The sequence below is a fragment of the Burkholderia sp. F1 genome, assembly GCF_050813845.1.
Lineage (GTDB): Bacteria > Pseudomonadota > Gammaproteobacteria > Burkholderiales > Burkholderiaceae > Burkholderia > Burkholderia ubonensis.
Genome location: NZ_CP172422.1, coordinates 1,331,515 through 1,348,451, shown reverse-complemented (window position 1 = coordinate 1,348,451; position 16,937 = coordinate 1,331,515). Strand labels below are relative to the sequence as shown.

The 16,937-nt window shown below is 66.0% G+C and carries 15 protein-coding genes; 7 read left to right on the top strand and 8 right to left on the bottom strand.

From position 1 onward, the window contains the following. Positions 1 to 95 precede the first annotated feature (95 nt). On the bottom strand, positions 96 to 1,244 hold the full coding sequence (locus ACFIMZ_RS25150) for an aminoacyl--tRNA ligase-related protein (RefSeq protein WP_431824993.1): 1,149 nt from the start codon (positions 1,242 to 1,244) through the stop codon (positions 96 to 98). Here ACFIMZ_RS25150 and ACFIMZ_RS25145 point away from each other — a divergent pair. Together ACFIMZ_RS25145 and ACFIMZ_RS25140 are read left to right on the top strand one after the other, a co-directional pair. After that, positions 1,243 to 1,620 (top strand): hypothetical protein, encoded by a 378-nt coding sequence (locus ACFIMZ_RS25145; protein ID WP_431824992.1) that lies wholly within the window; start codon positions 1,243 to 1,245, stop codon positions 1,618 to 1,620. The two genes, ACFIMZ_RS25150 and ACFIMZ_RS25145, sit on opposite strands and share 2 nt — an antisense overlap. Positions 1,621 to 1,691: 71 nt before the next feature. Then, a complete protein-coding gene (locus tag ACFIMZ_RS25140) occupies positions 1,692 to 2,033 on the top strand; it encodes a DHCW motif cupin fold protein (protein ID WP_431824991.1) in 342 nt (113 codons plus the stop codon). A gap of 119 nt (positions 2,034 to 2,152) precedes the next feature. Here the strand turns inward: ACFIMZ_RS25140 and ACFIMZ_RS25135 are convergent, their stop codons facing one another. Further along, complete coding sequence (locus ACFIMZ_RS25135) at positions 2,153 to 2,893, bottom strand: sulfite exporter TauE/SafE family protein (protein ID WP_431824990.1); 741 nt, start codon at positions 2,891 to 2,893, stop codon at positions 2,153 to 2,155. A gap of 147 nt (positions 2,894 to 3,040) precedes the next feature. Next, the gene (locus ACFIMZ_RS25130) at positions 3,041 to 4,057 is read right to left on the bottom strand and encodes an aldo/keto reductase (protein WP_431824989.1); all 1,017 of its coding nucleotides are present in this window, start codon (positions 4,055 to 4,057) and stop codon (positions 3,041 to 3,043) included. Positions 4,058 to 4,198: 141 nt separating this feature from the next. Between ACFIMZ_RS25130 and ACFIMZ_RS25125 the strand changes: the two genes are divergently transcribed. Beyond that, entirely contained in the window at positions 4,199 to 5,110 is a 912-nt protein-coding gene (locus ACFIMZ_RS25125) for a LysR substrate-binding domain-containing protein (protein WP_431824988.1), read from the top strand. A 62-nt stretch (positions 5,111 to 5,172) separates the two neighbouring features. Here ACFIMZ_RS25125 and ACFIMZ_RS25120 read toward each other — a convergent pair whose 3' ends face one another. Further along, complete coding sequence (locus tag ACFIMZ_RS25120) at positions 5,173 to 6,336, bottom strand: porin (protein WP_431824987.1); 1,164 nt, start codon at positions 6,334 to 6,336, stop codon at positions 5,173 to 5,175. A 378-nt stretch (positions 6,337 to 6,714) separates the two neighbouring features. On the opposite strand from ACFIMZ_RS25120, the gene ACFIMZ_RS25115 reads away from it, so the two are divergent. Together ACFIMZ_RS25115 and ACFIMZ_RS25110 are read left to right on the top strand one after the other, a co-directional pair. Further along, positions 6,715 to 7,812 carry an OpgC domain-containing protein gene (locus ACFIMZ_RS25115; protein ID WP_431824986.1) on the top strand — a complete coding sequence of 366 codons (1,098 nt, stop codon included), beginning with the start codon at positions 6,715 to 6,717 and terminating at the stop codon, positions 7,810 to 7,812. A gap of 64 nt (positions 7,813 to 7,876) precedes the next feature. After that, positions 7,877 to 8,749, top strand: coding sequence for an alpha/beta hydrolase (locus tag ACFIMZ_RS25110; protein ID WP_431824985.1), 873 nt, complete (start codon positions 7,877 to 7,879; stop codon positions 8,747 to 8,749). 119 nt (positions 8,750 to 8,868) lie between these two features. Here the strand turns inward: ACFIMZ_RS25110 and ACFIMZ_RS25105 are convergent, their stop codons facing one another. Further along, positions 8,869 to 9,402, bottom strand: a complete 534-nt coding sequence (locus ACFIMZ_RS25105; protein ID WP_045565106.1) for a gamma carbonic anhydrase family protein — start codon at positions 9,400 to 9,402, stop codon at positions 8,869 to 8,871. 15 nt (positions 9,403 to 9,417) lie between these two features. Then, a complete protein-coding gene (locus ACFIMZ_RS25100; protein ID WP_431824984.1) occupies positions 9,418 to 11,019 on the bottom strand; it encodes a 3-keto-5-aminohexanoate cleavage protein in 1,602 nt (533 codons plus the stop codon). Between the two features lie 520 nt (positions 11,020 to 11,539). Between ACFIMZ_RS25100 and ACFIMZ_RS25095 the strand changes: the two genes are divergently transcribed. Both ACFIMZ_RS25095 and rpoD read left to right on the top strand, forming a co-directional pair. Further along, positions 11,540 to 13,018, top strand: a complete 1,479-nt coding sequence (locus ACFIMZ_RS25095) for an aminotransferase class V-fold PLP-dependent enzyme (RefSeq protein ID WP_431824983.1) — start codon at positions 11,540 to 11,542, stop codon at positions 13,016 to 13,018. 290 nt (positions 13,019 to 13,308) lie between these two features. Beyond that, positions 13,309 to 15,342 (top strand): RNA polymerase sigma factor RpoD, encoded by a 2,034-nt coding sequence (rpoD, locus tag ACFIMZ_RS25090; RefSeq protein ID WP_431824982.1) that lies wholly within the window; start codon positions 13,309 to 13,311, stop codon positions 15,340 to 15,342. Between the two features lie 108 nt (positions 15,343 to 15,450). Here rpoD and ACFIMZ_RS25085 read toward each other — a convergent pair whose 3' ends face one another. Both ACFIMZ_RS25085 and ACFIMZ_RS25080 read right to left on the bottom strand, forming a co-directional pair. Further along, positions 15,451 to 15,654 carry a cold-shock protein gene (locus tag ACFIMZ_RS25085; RefSeq protein ID WP_059610410.1) on the bottom strand — a complete coding sequence of 68 codons (204 nt, stop codon included), beginning with the start codon at positions 15,652 to 15,654 and terminating at the stop codon, positions 15,451 to 15,453. 172 nt (positions 15,655 to 15,826) lie between these two features. Beyond that, positions 15,827 to 16,921 (bottom strand): potassium channel family protein, encoded by a 1,095-nt coding sequence (locus ACFIMZ_RS25080; protein ID WP_431824981.1) that lies wholly within the window; start codon positions 16,919 to 16,921, stop codon positions 15,827 to 15,829. Between the last annotated feature and the right edge of the window lie 16 nt (positions 16,922 to 16,937).

Below are 16,937 nucleotides of genomic sequence, written 5' to 3'. Positions count from 1 at the left end.
GCGCGATCCCTGCGCCCGCTTCGAACGATTCGCCCGAAGCGGACGCCGGCAGCCGAACGCGAATCGCGCACGATTCGCGCACGATTCGCTCACGGTCAGCGCCGTCGCGCGCAAAGCGCGGCAAGGTCCTCCGCAGACACGCTTTCGCGCGCGAGCGTGCGCCGATCCATCCATTCGAAGCGCCCGGATGCGATCGCCTTCCCGCTGACCACCACACGCTGCCGGCATGCGATCAACTCGGCGTCCGCGAGCTTTTTCCCGGCCTGCACGACGCGATCGTCCACCAGCACGCTCATCCCGGCCGCCTGCAGGTCGCGCTGCAGCCGCTGCGCCGCGTCCTGGCAAGCCTGCCGCTCCCAGTCGATGACCGTCAGCACGACGTCGAAGGTGTTGAACGCATCGCTGCCCCAGAATCCCCGCCCGTCGCGCTGACGGTCGAGCAGGAGCATCACCAGGCGCGAGATTCCGACGCCGAAGCAGCCCATCCTGACGAATTCGCCTTTCGCGTTGACGAGCCCCAGCGCCTTCGAGTAGCGGTCGCCGAGATCGAAGATGTGCGCGCACTCGAGCGATCGCCGGCCGTCGGCCTCGTCCTCGCCCAGTTCGCTGGCGACATGGAACTCCTCCGAGCTCCGGCCGCCGATTTCGCCGTTGTCGCCCGATTTGGCGATCGCGTCGAGCCCCAGCCGGTCGAAGATGCGCCGGTACGCGTCGCGCACGGCTTCATACGCGGCGCGCGCGCCGTCGTCGGTCGCATGGAACGCGTACGCGTCCTGCATGATGAATTCCCTGGCCCGGACGAGTCCCCCGCGGGTCCTGAGCTCGTCGCGATACTTGTTGCCGAACTGAAAGAGGCCGAGGCTCAGGTCCGTCCTGTTGTAGTGCGTCCTGACCATGTTCGCGGCCAGTTCCTCGCACGTCGCGCCGAGGCAGAACAGCCGCCCCGACCGGTTGGTCAGCCGCATCAGCTCGTCGCCATAGATGTCGAGCCGCCCGCTTTGCCGCCACAGGTCGGCATCCTGCAGCAGGCTCATCTGGATTTCGCAGAATCCGGCGCGCTCCATCTCGTCGCGCACGATGCGCTCGACGCATCGCTGCGCCCTCAGGCCCAGCGACATCCACGAGTAAAGGCCCGCCGCGTCCTGGTGGAAGAAGCAGGCCTTGCGGGCAAGGTCGGTCAATTCGAGCTTCGTGTTGTCCTGCTCGAAGAAGCTGTTCGAGAAAAATTGCTGCGAGAATTTCATGATGTGCTCCGGATTTCGAATTCAGCGAAAAAACAGCCCTGAAATGAAAAAACGCCCGCAACGGGCGTCCGGAACTTCGAATCTCGTGCAACGCGCAGGCGTTCAGCCTTTCCAGCGCGCAATTCGAGCAATCGAGCAGACTCCGGCCGCCGCGGCAGGCATCGGAGGTCGTTGCGGGCGATGGCTCGAAAAATCCATGATGGATGGCTGTTTGCGTGGTTTCCGTTCAGAAGCGGAGGATCGCATGGCCGCGCTGGCGCGCGTGAACCGGATGACGAGGATCATCGGGGGACGCCTCGTCAAGTGCCCACTCTGCCCGAAACGCCACGCGGCCGCAACCGGGGTACCCGGGCGACAGGCGCACGGGGTGCAGTGATACATTGACTGGCGGCGCCAGGCCGAGCCCCGCCAGGACTACATCGCAATTCGAAAAGGAGCGACAACAACATGAAAATGGACGCCTTTCCATTCAGCACGGTCGACTGGGCAAACGTCGAAAAGACGGAGCACCGCGGAGAAACCGGAACGGCTTACTGGCGCACACGATACTTCGGTAAGGAGCCGGATCAGGTCCGGGTGCGGATGGTCGAATACACCCCCGGATACCTTGCGGATCACTGGTGCCGGAAAGGACATGTCCTGTTCTGCATCGAAGGCGAGCTGGAAACGACGCTCGAAGACGGGCGAAAGTTCGTCCTGACGCCCGGCACGAGCTACCAGGTTGGCGACAACGCGGAGCCGCATCAGTCCTACACCAGGACGGGCGCCAAGCTGTTCATCGTTGACTGAATCCACGGATCAGCCGCAATCGGTCGCCCGGAACCGATGTCGACACGCTTGCTCGCAAGCGATGCCGCCGCGCCGACGCCGGGCGGCGCTCCAAGCCGGGCGGCGCATGCGCTCGCGGCTCAACGCAGCACCGAAACCGCCATATACCCGCCAAGCGCAACCAACCCGACGAAGAAACACCGCCGGAACGCTTGCTCGCTCATCACCCGCCGCGCAACCTGCCCGCCGGCCATCCCCGCAAGCGCCGGCACGAGCGCCAGCGTCGACACGCCGAGATCGACGCTCTGCAGCGCGCCGGACACCCGCAACTGCAGGCCGAGCGCGATCGTCGACGCGGTAAACGACAGCCCGAGCGCCTGGATCAGGTCGTCCTTCGACAGCCGCAGCGCCTGCAGATACGGCACCGCCGGCACGACGAACACCCCGGTCGCGGCCGTCACGACGCCGGTCAGGTAGCCGACCACGGCCGACAGCCACGGCTCGTGGCGCCCCGGCGCAGGCAGCCGCGCGGCCGCGAGCCCCCAGCAGCCGTATGCGGCGAGCACGACGCCGAGCGCCGCGTGCGTCCACGCGCTGCCGGCCGCGAGCGCCGGCAGCCCGCCCGTCAGCGTGCCGATCGCGAGCCCCGCGATCAGCGGCCACAACCGGCGCAGCAGCGGCCCGAACGACGGGCCGAGCCACAATTGCCACACATTGGTGATGAACGACGGCACGAGCAGCAGGCCCGCCGCCGCCGACGGCGGCATCGCAAGCGTGAGCAGCCCCATCGCGATCGTCGGCAGGCCGAGGCCGATCATGCCCTTGACCGCGCCCGCGAGCAGGAAGACCAGCACGATGATCGTCGTCGTTTCGGGTGGCATGCGCGCGCGTTCCGTCGGATGGACAAGGCGCGATGGTGCACCGGCAGCCCGCCGCGCGCCATCTGGCTTTGCCTGAGGCTGCCTCGGGCGCGCGCGGCGGGCGAGTTGGCGGTTCGGCGGTTCGGCGGTTCGGCCGTAGCCGCCTGCTTAACCCTTATGGGAAGCCCCCCGCCCCTGTTCGCTGTCGAGGTGCGCCATCTGCGCTGCCGGATAACGGTCGCCGGCAGCCGCCCCGGCGGGCACCGCCGCTTCGATGCGGGTGAGATCATCGGCCGTTAGTTGCATCTCAAGCGCCGACAGCGCGTCCTGCAGCTGCGTGCGCTTGCGCGCGCCGATCAGCGGCACGATGTCGTCGCCGCGCGTGAGCGCCCACGCGATCGCGACCTGCGCCGGATTGCGGCCCTTCTCGTCCGCGACCGCCCGCAATGCGTCGACGAGCGCGAGGTTGTGCGTCAGGTTCTCGCCCTGGAACCGCGGGCTCGCCGCGCGGAAATCGCGCCCCACTTCCCGCGCCGCCGACCAGCGCCCGCTCAGCAGCCCGCGCGACAGCACGCCGTACGCGGTCACGCCGATCCCGAGTTCGCGGCAGGCGGGCAGGATCTGCGCCTCGATGTCCCGCGACAGCAGCGAATATTCGATCTGCAGATCCGCGATCGGCGCGACGGCCGCCGCGCGGCGCACCGTGTCCGCGCCGACTTCCGACAGCCCGATATGCCGCACGTACCCTGCCTTGACGAGGTCGGCGATCGCGCCGACCGTCTCCTCGATCGGCACCGCCGGATCGACGCGCGCCGGCCGGTAGATGTCGATGTAGTCGGTGCCGAGCCGCTTCAGCGAATACGCGACGAAATTCCGGATCGCCCCCGGCCGCGCGTCGTAGCCGACGAACGTGCCCGCCGGATCGCGCAGCGCGCCGAACTTCACGCTGATCACGACCTGCTCGCGCATCTTGCCGCGCAACGCGTCGCGGATCAGCATCTCGTTGTCGCCCATCCCGTAGAAATCGCCGGTGTCGAGCAGCGTGACGCCGTGGTCGAGCGCCGCGTGCAGCGTCGCGATGCTCTCCGTGCGGTCGGCCGGCCCGTACATGTCCGACATGCCCATGCAGCCGAGCCCGATCGCCGACACCCGCGGGCCCGTGCGGCCCAGTTGACGCAGTTCCATGTCCCGTTCCTCGCAGTGTTGAGTGGATGGAGCGGATTCTGGCGGGATCGCGGCGTTCGATAAACGCGAAAGAATCCACCAATCTATTCGACACTGATTAACAATGGAGCCTGTCTTCATCCGCCAGCTCTCCCGCCCCGCATGGACCATCTGCACGCTATGCGCATCTTTGCGCGCGTCGCCCATCTAGGCAGCTTCACCAAAGCGGCCGAGCAGTTGCAGCTGCCGCGCCCGACGGTCAGCAACGCCGTCCAGTACCTCGAGAAACATCTGAAGATCCGCCTGCTGCAGCGCACGACGCGGCGCGTCGCGCTGACGGCCGAAGGCGCGACCTACTACGAACGCTGCGCGCGGCTGCTCGCCGACCTCGACGACGTCGAAACGCTGTTCGAGGACGCCGGCGCGTCGCCCCGCGGCGTGATCCGCGTCGACCTGCCCGAGCGTTTCGCGCTGAACAAGGTGATTCCGGCGATTCCATCGTTTCATGCGCGGTATCCGGATCTGCGCATCGTGATGAGCACCACCGACCGCTTCGTCGACCTGATCGCCGACGGGATTGACTGCGCGGTGCGAGTCGGCGCGCTCTCCGACACGTCGCTCGTCGCGCGGCGCATCGGCGAGCTGGCGCAGGTCAACTGCGCGTCACCCGCCTATCTCGAGCGCCACGGCACGCCCCGCTCGCCCGACGACCTGCCGGAGCACGTCTCGGTCGGCTATTTCTCGAGCCGCACGGGCCGCGAGCTGGACTGGGAATATGCGGACATGGATACCGGCGAGATGCACGCGGTGAAGATGCGCACCGTCGTGTCGGTCAACAGCTCGCAGGCGTACCTGGCCTGCTGCGTGGCGGGCCTCGGGCTGATCCAGGCGCCGCGCGACGGCCTCGACGCGCCGCTCGCGGACGGCTCGCTCGTCGAAGTGCTGCCGGAATGGAATGCGGCGCCGCTGCCGGTATCGGTGGTGTTTCCACACGGCCGGCACCTCGCGCCGCGCGTGCGGATCTTCGTCGACTGGCTCGCGGACACGCTCAGCCGGCCCCTGCCGGCCGACTGAGCAGCGCCGCAGCGGGTTCAGGCCGCTTCAGGCCAGTTGCGCACGCGCACCGGCCGCGCCCGTCAGAACTTGTGGCGGATCGCCGCGCGCACCGCGAACTGGTTCGACGACGACGACGGGCCGTCGGTGCCGACCACGAAGCCGCCATCGGCGGCCGTATTGGTCCGGTCGCCGGCGACCTTCTGCCACGCGCCCTGCAGATACACGTCGGTGCGCTTCGACAGGCTGTAGTCGGCCATCAGGCCCACGGTGTGGTACTTCGGCTTGATCGAGCCGGTCGCGGCCTCGAACTTGCCGTCCGTGTAGACGTACTGCGCGCCGACGAAGAAATCCGGCGTCAGCTGGTACTTGCCGTTGATCTCGAAGTTCTGGAACTTCGTCGCCGTCAGGCCAAGGCCCGAGAACGTCGCCGTCGGCAGATAGACGGTCGACACCGGGTTCTTCACGTCGGTATTCGTGTAGACGAAGCCGACGGTCGCCGGGCCGAACGTGTAGTTGATGCCGCCGCCGAAGATGCGCAGCCGGTCGGCGACGAAGTTCGCGTCGTCGGCCGCGATCGCGCCCGCATTGCCGTTGCCCGGGCTGTTCGCCTGCAGGTAGGCCGCGGCGACCTGCAGGCCGGCCAGCGAATACTGCGCGCCGACGCTGTACTGGCGGTTGGTCGAGAAGCCGGTGCTGTTGCTGAAGCTGTAGGTGCCGCCGACCTGCAGGCCGTTCCAGTCCGGGCTCGCGTACTTCACCGTGTTGTTGACCCGGAACGAGTTGTCGGTGTTGTCGTTGTCGAACGGATGCGAGAACAGCGTGCCGCCCCAGTTGCCGTTCGCGGTCAGCGGCGCGAGATAGTCGACGAGCGCGTCGTACTGGCGGCCGAAGGTCAGCGTGCCGAAGCGCGACTCGGACAGGCCGACGTACGCCTGGCGGCCGAACATGCGGCTGCCCTGGCCGAGCCGGCCGTTGTTCACGTCGAAGCCGCTTTCCAGGACGAACACCGCCTTCAGCCCGCCGCCCAGGTCTTCCGAGCCGCGCAGCCCCCAGCGGCTGCCCTGCGCATAGCCGCTCGCGAGCTGGTAGTTGGTCTTGCCGACGCCGTTCACGCGGACATTGTTCGTATAGTTGAAGCCCTCGTCGATCAGGCCGTACAGCGTCACGCTGTTCTGCGCGAACGCCGGTGCAGTGAAGGCGGCAAAGGCGGCGAGCGCGGCGGCGGAAATGACGTGCTTCTTCATGGCGAATCTCCAGAACCGGATGGCCGGGCGCTCCCGGCGTGAGTCTTTGAGTCTTGTATGGCCCGCTCGGCGGGCGGCGCGGGGTGGCACGCCGCGCAATGTCCAAAATGGTGTCACGTCGGAAACCAATCGTCCACCGGGGAGCGGCTCCGCTTCGGCAAGCGTTGCGCCCTTCCAACTGGCCCCATTGTGCCGATTGCCGGGCAAGCCTTGCGGGCCGCGGGTGGCGACCATGCCATTCGCGTAAACCCGAAAAATGTCACATCGATGGCACAATGCGCATCTGTTTGTCACATTTCCTCACGAATTCATGCTTGACCCCGATTCATGCGCGGCACGTGCCCGCCGCGCACGCGACGGGCGCCGGGAGCCGGGCCGATGAGTGCCGCCGCCAAGCCCGGCCGCTACGCCGAACTCGATTTCTTCCGCGGACTCGTCCTGCTCGTCATCGTCATCGACCACATCGGCGGCAGCATCCTGTCGCGCATCACGCTGCACGCGTACGCACTGTGCGATGCCGCCGAAGTCTTCGTGTTCCTCGGCGGCTTCGCGACCGCGATCGCGTACAACTCGCTCGCCGAGCGCCACGACGAGGCCGCCGCGCGCCAGCGCTTCATCCGGCGCGCGTTCGAGATCTATCGCGCGTTCCTCGTCACGGCCGGCCTGATGCTGCTGATCACCGCGGCGCTGAGCGCGCTGGCGATCGACGGCCCGAACATGCCGACCAACGATCTCGACGGGCTGATCCAGAAGCCTCTCGTCGCGCTGCGCGACATCCTGCTGTTCCGGCGCCAGCCGTACCTGGCGTCGGTGCTGCCGATGTATGCGTTCTTCGCGCTGCTCGCCCCGCTCGCGCTGCCGCTCGCGCGCACCCAGCCGTGGCTGCTGCTGGCGTTCAGCACGTCGCTGTGGTTCGCCGCGCCGCACGCCGCCGGCTACCTGCCGACCGTCGAAGGCGCGCCGTGGGACTTCAATCCGTTCGCGTGGCAGTTCCTGTTCGTGCTCGGCGTGATCTCGCGCTGCCAGCCGGTCTACCAGACGCTCGCGCCGAAACCGCAGGGCTGGCTGCTGACGGCCGCGGCGCTCGCGATCGTCGCCGCGGGCGCCTATTACCGGCTGCGCATCGAGCCGTTCCCGACCGATCCGTCGATCAAGCAGAACCTCGGCGCGTTGCGGCTCGCGAACTTCCTCGCGATCGCGTGGCTTGCGGCCAAGCTCGTGCACCTCGGCTGGATGAAGAAGGTCGCGCACGCGATGCCGTGGATCGGCACGATCGGCCGCCAGGGCCTGCTGTGCTTCGTCGCCGGCACCGCCATCTCGCTCGCGGTCGATTCGCTGCTGTACGAGGCGACCGAGGGCTACCTCGACGTGCCGCTCGGGCTGACCGCCGACATCGTCGCGATGGGCCTGCTGTATCTCGTCGCCAAGCTCTACGCGCCGCTGATGTCGCGGCTGCCGTTCCGCGCGCGGCGCTAAACCTCCGCACGGCCGTCATCCGCCGCTGCTACGATAGGCGGCGATACTCCTGAACCCGCTCGACATGCGCCGATTTCTCCTCCTGCTTGCCGCCGCGCTGGCCATCGGCTTCGCCGAATCCGCCGAAGCCGCGCCTTCCGCCCAGGCGGCCCCGATCAACGACGACAGCAGCATCGTGATGCGCACGTTCCGTTCGGCGTCGCTGCAGCGCGACTGGTCGTACACGGTCTACCTGCCGCCCCGCTACAACCCGGAGGGTGCGCGCTACCCGGTGCTGTACCTGCTGCACGGCAACGCGGGCAACGCGAACGACTGGATCACGCAGGGCCGGCTGCAGGTCACCGCGGACACGCTGATCGAGCGGCACGATATTCCGCCCGTCGTGATCGTGATGCCGCAAGGCGGCACCGACTGGTACGTCGACCGCAAGGAGCGGATGCAGAGCGCGTTCCTCAACGACCTGCTGCCGGACGTCGAGACGCATTTCGCGGTGTCGAACCAGCGCGCGGGCCGCGCGATCGGCGGCGTGTCGATGGGGGGCTTCGGCGCGCTGCGCTTCACGCTGCTCGAGCCGGGCCTGTTCTGCGGCGCGATGTTGCTGAGCCCGGCAGTCTATGCGAACGAGCCGCCGCTGAACTCGGCGGCCCGCTATGTGGGCGTGTTCGGCGACAAGCAGTTCGACTCGCGCGTCTGGCACGAGCTGAATTACCCGGCGCTGCTGCGCGGCTATTTCGCGCGGAGCTGGCGCGTGCCGATGTTCATCGCCGCCGGCGACGACGACCTGACGATCCAGGCCGAATCGAGCGTGCTGTATACGCAGCTGCGCCGCGCGCAGAACCCGGCCGAGCTGCGCATCGTCGACGGCGGCCACACGTGGGACGTGTGGCGCGGCCTGATCGCGCCGGCGCTCAGGTACACGCTCGAGTGCGTCAAGTAAGGACAGCGGCAAGCGGGGACAGCGTCACCTTGCGAGGCTGAGCGGGGGTTGCGCCGGCCAGCCCGACAACGGGCTGGCCGGCGCTTCCGTTGCGTAACGGAACCGCTTCCCGGATCAGGTCATGCCTGATCCATCCGGTGCAACGCCGCCTTGTACATCGGCCTGCGCACCTCGGCGTAGAAGCCGATATTGGTCCGCAGCCTGGCCACGTCCTCATCCGTCAGGGTTCGCACGACCTTGGCGGGTGCGCCGAGAATCAGCGATCGCTCGGGAAATACCTTGCCCGCCGTGACGACGGCGCCGGCGCCGACCAGGCACTGACGACCGATCACCGCGCCATCGAGCACCACGGCCTGGATGCCGATCAGCGACCCCTCGTCGATCGTGCAGCCATGCAGCACGGCCTGATGGCCGACCGTCACATGCGCGGCGATCGTCAAAGGGCACCCTGCATCCGTGTGCAGCACGGCCCCGTCCTGGATGTTGGTCCCGGCCCCGACGACGATCGGCTCGGTATCGCCACGCAATATCGCACCGAACCAGACGCTCGAATCCGCGCCCAGCCGGACGTCACCGACAATCGTCGCCGTATCCGCCACGAACGCACTCGCATGGACGGTGGGCACTCGGTCGCCCAATCGATAGAGAGTCATCGAACGTTCGCTCCGTCATGCGCGCTTCAGATGCGGTTGGCGCGACTTGCCGGCCGGCAGGCCGAGCATGTCCCGCACCTCGGCCGCGGTTTGCACGGTGACGCCCCTGGCGAGCAGGTCCTCGCGCAGCATGCGCACCTGCTCCCATGTGCCGCGCGCCTTGCGAACGCCCCCCGGAACACGGCTGTCCAGCACGTTCAGGCCGTCCTCCAGGCCGATGCGGACCCCGTCCAGTTGCAACGCGTGCGCGAGATCCGCCAATAGCGCCTGCAACGGCCCCGGCAGCAGCAACGAGACGACCGATGATGGAAAGCTGTCGCGCAGCCGTGCGACAACCGGCTTCAGCTGTTCGACCGCGAGATCGATCGCACGCTGCCGGTCCTGTGCGTCGCCGGTCGCGACGCAACGGGTAATTTCCTGCTTGGCGGCAGGCGCAATCAGCGAATCGTCCTCCACTTCCCCGCTGACCGGATCGCGACGATACTGGTCGACGCCCGCCACCAGCATGAACAGCACGGGCTGGCCGGTCGCTTCAAGGAACGCCCGGTACAGGGTCGTCGCGTTGTCGATGATCGTGTGATTGAATACCTCCACCTCCGGGCGCGTGCCGACGCGCTGAAAATGCGCGAACTGCTCGGCCAGGAAATCCGGCGCGTTGTCGTAGCCGCCGCCGCCCTGGAAAATCACGGCGGCCGGGCTCAGCGACGCGACTTCGGGCACCGCCGCGTCGCCGTAGGATTTCAGATGCGCGCGCCGCAACGTGCTGCGCGAGCCTTGACGGTCGCCCCGCACGCTCGTCGACAGGTTCAGGATCGCCGTCGTGTCGGCGCGCCTCACGGCCGGTACGATCTCGTCGTAATGATCGACCACGATCTGGTTGCGCTGCGTCCCGACCGTGACGACGCCCAGCCCGGGGATCTCGAGTTGCGCACGGTCGCCGAGTTCACGCGTATGCAAATGCACGACCGCCGCGCCTTCCTTGATCGAGCGGACGGTTTCGTCCACGATCGCATCCGGCGTGATCGGCAGTACCGGCGACCGGCCCTTGCCCGCTTGCCAGTAACCTTCGCCGCACGCTTTCCAGCCCGATTTTTGCAGCTTGGCCAATAGCGCCGGAGCGTCTTCTCGAATCGAATCGATCAGCGCGGGCGGGAAATAGCTGTGCAGCTTCGCGTGATCCCAGACGAGGTCGCCGCGGTCGTTGGCCACCCATCCATAGGTCGTCAATTGCAGCACGATCCGCCGGACGAGCTCGACCGACGGCAGGCCCGCCAGCCATTCACGCGGGAGTGCGGCGCTGCCGGAAGCCGGCGCGGGCGGCGCATGCCAGGCTCCATCCCGATGCGTCCATCCCATTTCCTCCAATGCCTGACGAGCGGCTGACTTGTTGAATAGTTGTGCTAAAAAATTATCTGAAATAGAAAGACCATGTCCCGATTCGATTAACCATCCGCCAGCCGGAACAGCGTCCCAGCCGTCGGATTTCAACCGGACGACGATTTTCTCGGCTTGTGCGGTATCGAATAGCTGGTGAACGAGACAGGACGGAATAAAAGTCGGCTCGAGCGGGTCGAGCCACTTCGGCACGGCTCCAGTGGGTGCGGCAGTGATGTACATACGTGTCATGGAATATCTTCCTGTTGGTTGAGAAGAAATACATGAAGCAACGTTGCTTACGATCAGCTTATAGAAATCACCCGAAAATACAAGGCCACTGAAGTCAAATTGACTGGAAAATGAAAGAAATAATCAGGCTCTACCGAAATGATTTGATTGATTATTCTCGAAGCGCCGAAATTGTTTAAATCAACTCAAAACTCCGGCAATTTGCAGACACGCGTGACTCGCGATCGTGGCGAGAAAAACATGCGCACGGAATGTTCATGCGCTTCTCGTCTGCCACGGCCGGTTCGCCGACTCGCCGACCGTCCGGCCGGAACACCCTCCTCTCCGGCTTCTTGCATCGCGGTTGGCGGAGCCTGCCGGTGTCAGCGGCGCCACCACCGGCCGGACCTTGGACTGCCGCTGACGATAGAAAAATATTCCACCAAAGGCGCAATTCTCAGCCAAATTTGGATCCTTTTTCCGGGTTGCGCCCCGTATCATTTCCTGCATTACAGCGTGGCAACTGAACGAAATGAGCGAGAACAACATATTGCATTACCTCGACTACGCGGCGACGACGCCTGCCGATCCGCGGGTGGTCGAATCGATGGCCACATGCCTCGGTGTCGACGGCGTGTTCGGCAACCCGGCGTCGAGTTCGCATCGAGCGGGCAGGCTGGCGCGGGCAAAGGTGGAACGGGCGCGCGAACAGGTTGCCGCGCTCATCGGCGCGGATGCGGACGAAATCGTCTGGACGTCGGGCGCGACCGAATCAAACAACCTGGCGCTCAAAGGCTACGCGGATGCGGCACTCGAAAAACGCCACCTGATCACGAGCCGCATCGAGCACAAAGCCGTTCTCGACACGATGGCCAGCCTTTCAAGGCACGGTTTGTCGGTCTCCTACCTCACGCCGACGCGCGATGGCGAAATCACGGCCGACGCGGTGGCGGCGGCGATTAGCCCTGACACTGGCCTCGTGTCGCTCATGCTCGTGAACAACGAGATCGGCACGCTCACGAACATCGGCGAGATCGCCCGAGTCGTGCACGCCGCCGGCGCGCTGCTCCATGTCGACGCGGCGCAGGCGCTCGGCAAGACCCCGATCGACGTCCGCGCGCTCGGAATCGACCTGATGTCGATGTCGGCGCACAAGGTCTATGGCCCCAAAGGGATCGGCGCGCTGTTCGTCCGTCGAGACATTGCGGACAGAATTGCGCCTCAAATGCACGGTGGCGGACACGAGGGGGGCCTGCGCTCGGGTACGCTCGCCACCCATCAGATCGTCGGCATGGGAACCGCGTGCGAGCTGGCGGCCGATGAACTCGAGACCGACAGCGCACGGATTTCCGCGCTCAGCACGCGTTTGAGGGATTCGGTGCTCGCTATCGGGGACGTCGAGCAGAACGCGGCCGCGGCGCGGCGCATCCCGCATACCTTGAGCCTGACCGTGAATGCCCCCGGTTTCTTCCCGTTCATGCTGGGCGACGCGCTCGCCGTGTCATCCACCTCCGCGTGCAATTCGGCCGCCGGCACGCCGTCCCACGTCCTGACGGCCATCGGCCTGGATGCGGATTCGGCCGGCCGCACTGTCCGTATCAGCGTCGGACGCTTCACGACGGAGCAGGACATCGACTTCGCGATAGCCTGTTTCCGGCAAGCCATCGAGCAATGCCGGTCGACCGCATCGAACGGGTTTGCCGCGTCGCGCCAGATCATGCCGGATGACCTGAAAGCCATTCGCGACGCGGGCTTCCGCTCCGTGATTTGCAACCGGCCCGACGGGGAAAGCGCCGATCAGCCGGCCTTTGACGAGATTGCCGCCGCGGCCCGCGAACTGGGGCTCGACGCGCGATACCTGCCCGTCAAGTCCGATCACATTGGCGACGCGGAAGTCGATGCCTTTGGCGCCATGGTCGACGCATTGCCGAAGCCTGTTCTCGCCTATTGCCGAAGCGGCAATCGCGCCGGATTGCTGTGGAATCGGCTGGCGACTCGGCGGACGGCCTGACTCGCCGGATCGCAGCCTGAAAACAGTCACCAGACCATCTCCTGCTTCAGGAGGCGGTCTGTGGCACGACTCGTCCAATCAGCTCCCAAGAGAACTCTTCTGCGCTCATCCGCGAGCGGGTGCGCCACGGCCGCCGACCCATGATGTGTTGCGTCGCACAACGTCATCCGGTATAATTTAGGGTTCCCCATTTCGCGCGCACCAGAATCCGCGAGAGGCATGCCAGCCTCGACTGTCCGCGCGCCATCCCACGATTTCGTTCGCACCTCGACGAGCTTGACCAGCCCGCGATGTCCGCAACGATCGTCGGCCCACCTGCGGAGGAGAATGTATTGGCAAATCCAGTTCGCGACGATTCAGCATCCCGTGTGATCCCGGTCACGTCGAAGACCAGCCGCCGCGCGCCCAAGGGAAAGACCCAGGGCGTCGCAACACCGCCGGACATCGCGTCGACGGCGCGCCAGGACGAGGAGCGCCAGCGCCAGATGCGCGCGCTGATCGCGCTTGGCCGTGAGCGCGGCTATCTCACCCACGCGGACATCAACGATCACCTGCCCGACAACTTTACGCAAACGGCTGCGATGGAAACGATCGTCAGCACGTTCAGCGATATGGGCGTGGCCGTGTACGAGCAGGCGCCGGATGCAGAGACTCTCCTGTTGAACGACGCCACGGCTGCCGTTGCATCCGATGATCAGGCCGACGAGGAAGCGGAAGCTGCCCTGTCGACCGTCGATTCCGAATTCGGCCGCACGACCGATCCGGTCCGGATGTACATGCGTGAAATGGGTGCCAGCGAACTGCTGACCCGCGCCGGCGAAATCGAGATCGCAAAGCGTATCGAAGGCGGCCTGCAGGACATGATTCAGGCGATCGCCGCGTGTCCGACGGTCGTGGCCACGATTCTGGCCGACGCGGACCGCATCGCTGCCGGCGAACTGCGCATTGACGAACTGGTCGATGGCATCAGCGACGACACGGATGAAAGCGGAATGACGCTTGAAGCCGATGAAGTTGAAGTGGAAGCCGACGCCTCCGACGATGAGCCGGACGACGGCGACGACGATGAAGCGGATGCCGGGGATTCGGAGAAAGCGAACGCCGCCCGCCTCGAAGAGCTCACGAACGACAGCCTTGCGATTTTCGCGCGCGTGCGTGCCCTGTTCGAACAGTTGCCGGATGTACCGGCTGCCGACGGGGCGCGTTCCGCGGCCGCCGTGCAAGTGCGCTCGGAGATCCAGCGCGAACTCGCGCCGATCCGCTTCACCGCCAAGACGATTGATCGCCTGTGCGCCAGCGTGCATGACCAGGTTACCGAGGTTCGCGCGATCGAGCGCAGCATCCTGGAGATCGCGGTCGACCGTTGCGGCATGCCGCGTGACGCGTTCGTCGAGTCGTTCCCGGACCACGAGACCGACCTTGAATGGACCAGCCGCACTGCGGCGACGTCGAAGCAATTTGGCGCGGCGCTCGAGCGGCACCTGCCGGCCATCCAGGCCGGGCAGCAGAAACTCATCGACATCGAGTCCCGGGTTTCGCTGCCGCTCCAGCAGCTCAAGCAGATCAACCGCCAGATGAGCGCCGCGGAGTCGAAAATGCGGCAGGCCAAGCGACAGATGATCGAGGCGAATCTTCGCCTGGTCATTTCCATCGCCAAGAAGTACGTGAACCGCGGGATGCAGTTCCTGGATCTGATCCAGGAAGGCAATATCGGCCTGATGAAGGCGGTGGACAAGTTCGAATACCGGCGCGGCTGGAAGTTCTCGACGTACGCCACCTGGTGGGTCCGGCAGGCTGTCACGCGTGCGCTGGCCGATCAGGCGCGGACCATCCGCGTGCCGGTCCACATGATCGAGACGATCAACAAGCTGAACCGGATTTCACGCGAAATCCTGCAGCAGACCGGGCAGGAAGCGCATCCCGCCGACCTCGCGAAGCGCATGGAGATGACCGAGGAGAAGGTGCGCAGCATCCTCAAGATCGCCAAGCAACCGGTCTCGCTCGAGACCCCGGTGGGCGACGATGCAGACGCGACGCTCGGCGACATGATCGAGGATGTCTCCGCGAGTTCACCGGCCGAGGCCGCGATTCACGCGAATATGCGCGCCGCGATCGATGAGGCACTCGACGGGCTGTCGCCGCGCGAGGCCAAGGTCCTGCGGATGCGATTCGGGCTCGATACGACCTCCGATCACACGCTCGAAGAGGTCGGCAAGCAGTTCGACGTGACCCGCGAGCGGATCCGCCAGATCGAGAGCAAGGCGATGCGCAAGCTGATGCACCCCAGTCGCGCGGACAAGTTGAGGCCCTTTCTCGAGCGATAAGCAAGGGCGGCGGCGCGCCCGCCCTTGCGACGCGCTGCGCCAAACGCGCAGCGATCACGCTTCGGCCTGATCGCTGCGCAGACACGCCGCGGTCGCGGCGCGGGAAACTTACAGCGGCTTGATGTTCGCTGCCTGCTTCCCTTTGGGGCCCTGCTTGACGTCAAAGCTGACCTTCTGGCCCTCTTGAAGGGATTTGAAGCCGCTTCCCTGAACCTCGGAGAAGTGCGCGAACAGGTCATCGCCGCCGTCGTCCGGCGTGATGAACCCAAAACCCTTCGTATCGTTAAACCACTTGACGGTACCGGTTGCCATGTTCTGAATGTTCCACGAAAAGCTGTTGTAGATAACGCCGCCGGCCTGCGCCGGACGTGCGGCTACCTTTTATCACAGGTAAGCCGGCGCCGACAATCGAGGTTTTTCGACCGACGATTTCATTCGGGCAGCGGACGTCGGTGATTTGCTAAATACTTGTGAGACGCAAGTCTCACACATCCGGATCCGGAATCCGCGCCGACTGGATCACGACGAGCGTGTCGCCGGCCTGGATCCGGCACGGCGGGTCTTCATAGAACGAATGGACCTTGCCGCCGCGGTCGAGCCTGACGACGATCGCGCCCGGCACGACGTTCGTCATGCAGCCGATCTCGTGCTTCATCGCAGGCCGCTCGACCAGCGTCGCGCGGCCGCGGGTCGACAGCATGTCGTTGACGAATGGCACGATATAGCGGCTCTGCACCGCATCCGCGAGCAGCAGCGCACCGATCTTCGTCGACGACACGATCACGTCCGCCCCCGCCTGCCGCAACTGCCGCTGGTACAGGTTCTCCTGGATGCGCACGACGATCTTCGTGTCGGGCGCGATGCTGCGCACCGACAGCGTCAGCAGGATCGCGGTCGGATCGTCGGTTACCGAGATGATCACCGCCTTCGCGGCGTGCACCTGCGCCTGCTGCAGCAGGTCCTCGTGCGCCGGATCGCCGAGCAGCCCGGCCACGCCGAGCGAAGTCGCGGCCTCGAGCGCCTGCTGCTGCGAGTCGATCACGATCACCGTCGCCGGATCGACGCCGCTTTCGAGCAATTCGCGCACGGCGATCGAGCCGGACAGGCCGTAGCCGCAGACGACGATGTGATCGGTCAGTTGTTTTTGCAGGCGTTTCATGCGGAATTCCTCGACGACGCGCTGGATCACGAACTGATACGCCGTGCCCAGGAAGATGAACCAGATGCCGATGCGGATCGGCACGATGAAGAACGCATCGATCAGGCGCGCCCGCGCGGTGACGGGCACGATGTCGCCGTAGCCGACCGTCGCGACCGTGACCATCGTGAAATAGACGAGGTCGGCGATGCCCATCGGCGTGCTCTTCGTCGAATCGCGCAGGCCGTCGCGATCGAGATACAGCACGAGGAACGCGAGCGCGCACAGGAACACGACGAGGGCGAGGCGGAACAGCAGCGTGCGATGCGGCGACGTCGCGGGGCGCGTGAACAGCGTGCGCGCGCGCGGCGCCTGCCACGGATTGCGGGCGCGGCGCAGGCGGGAACGCAGCGACCGGCGCTGGGCGGTGGGCGAAGCCAACGGAGCGATCTCCTGG

Excerpts from the sequence above, each read along its gene's own strand:
- ACFIMZ_RS25145 (WP_431824992.1), top strand. The coding sequence starts at position 1,243 with ATGATGTGCTCCGGATTTCGAATTCAGCGAAAAAACAGCCCTGAAATG.
- ACFIMZ_RS25150 (WP_431824993.1), bottom strand. The coding sequence starts at position 1,244 with ATGAAATTCTCGCAGCAATTTTTCTCGAACAGCTTCTTCGAGCAGGAC.
- ACFIMZ_RS25140 (WP_431824991.1), top strand. The coding sequence starts at position 1,692 with ATGAAAATGGACGCCTTTCCATTCAGCACGGTCGACTGGGCAAACGTC.
- ACFIMZ_RS25135 (WP_431824990.1), bottom strand. The coding sequence starts at position 2,893 with ATGCCACCCGAAACGACGACGATCATCGTGCTGGTCTTCCTGCTCGCG.
- ACFIMZ_RS25130 (WP_431824989.1), bottom strand. The coding sequence starts at position 4,057 with ATGGAACTGCGTCAACTGGGCCGCACGGGCCCGCGGGTGTCGGCGATC.
- ACFIMZ_RS25125 (WP_431824988.1), top strand. The coding sequence starts at position 4,199 with ATGGACCATCTGCACGCTATGCGCATCTTTGCGCGCGTCGCCCATCTA.
- ACFIMZ_RS25120 (WP_431824987.1), bottom strand. The coding sequence starts at position 6,336 with ATGAAGAAGCACGTCATTTCCGCCGCCGCGCTCGCCGCCTTTGCCGCC.
- ACFIMZ_RS25115 (WP_431824986.1), top strand. The coding sequence starts at position 6,715 with ATGAGTGCCGCCGCCAAGCCCGGCCGCTACGCCGAACTCGATTTCTTC.
- ACFIMZ_RS25110 (WP_431824985.1), top strand. The coding sequence starts at position 7,877 with ATGCGCCGATTTCTCCTCCTGCTTGCCGCCGCGCTGGCCATCGGCTTC.
- ACFIMZ_RS25105 (WP_045565106.1), bottom strand. The coding sequence starts at position 9,402 with ATGACTCTCTATCGATTGGGCGACCGAGTGCCCACCGTCCATGCGAGT.
- ACFIMZ_RS25100 (WP_431824984.1), bottom strand. The coding sequence starts at position 11,019 with ATGTACATCACTGCCGCACCCACTGGAGCCGTGCCGAAGTGGCTCGAC.
- ACFIMZ_RS25095 (WP_431824983.1), top strand. The coding sequence starts at position 11,540 with ATGAGCGAGAACAACATATTGCATTACCTCGACTACGCGGCGACGACG.
- rpoD (WP_431824982.1), top strand. The coding sequence starts at position 13,309 with ATGTCCGCAACGATCGTCGGCCCACCTGCGGAGGAGAATGTATTGGCA.
- ACFIMZ_RS25085 (WP_059610410.1), bottom strand. The coding sequence starts at position 15,654 with ATGGCAACCGGTACCGTCAAGTGGTTTAACGATACGAAGGGTTTTGGG.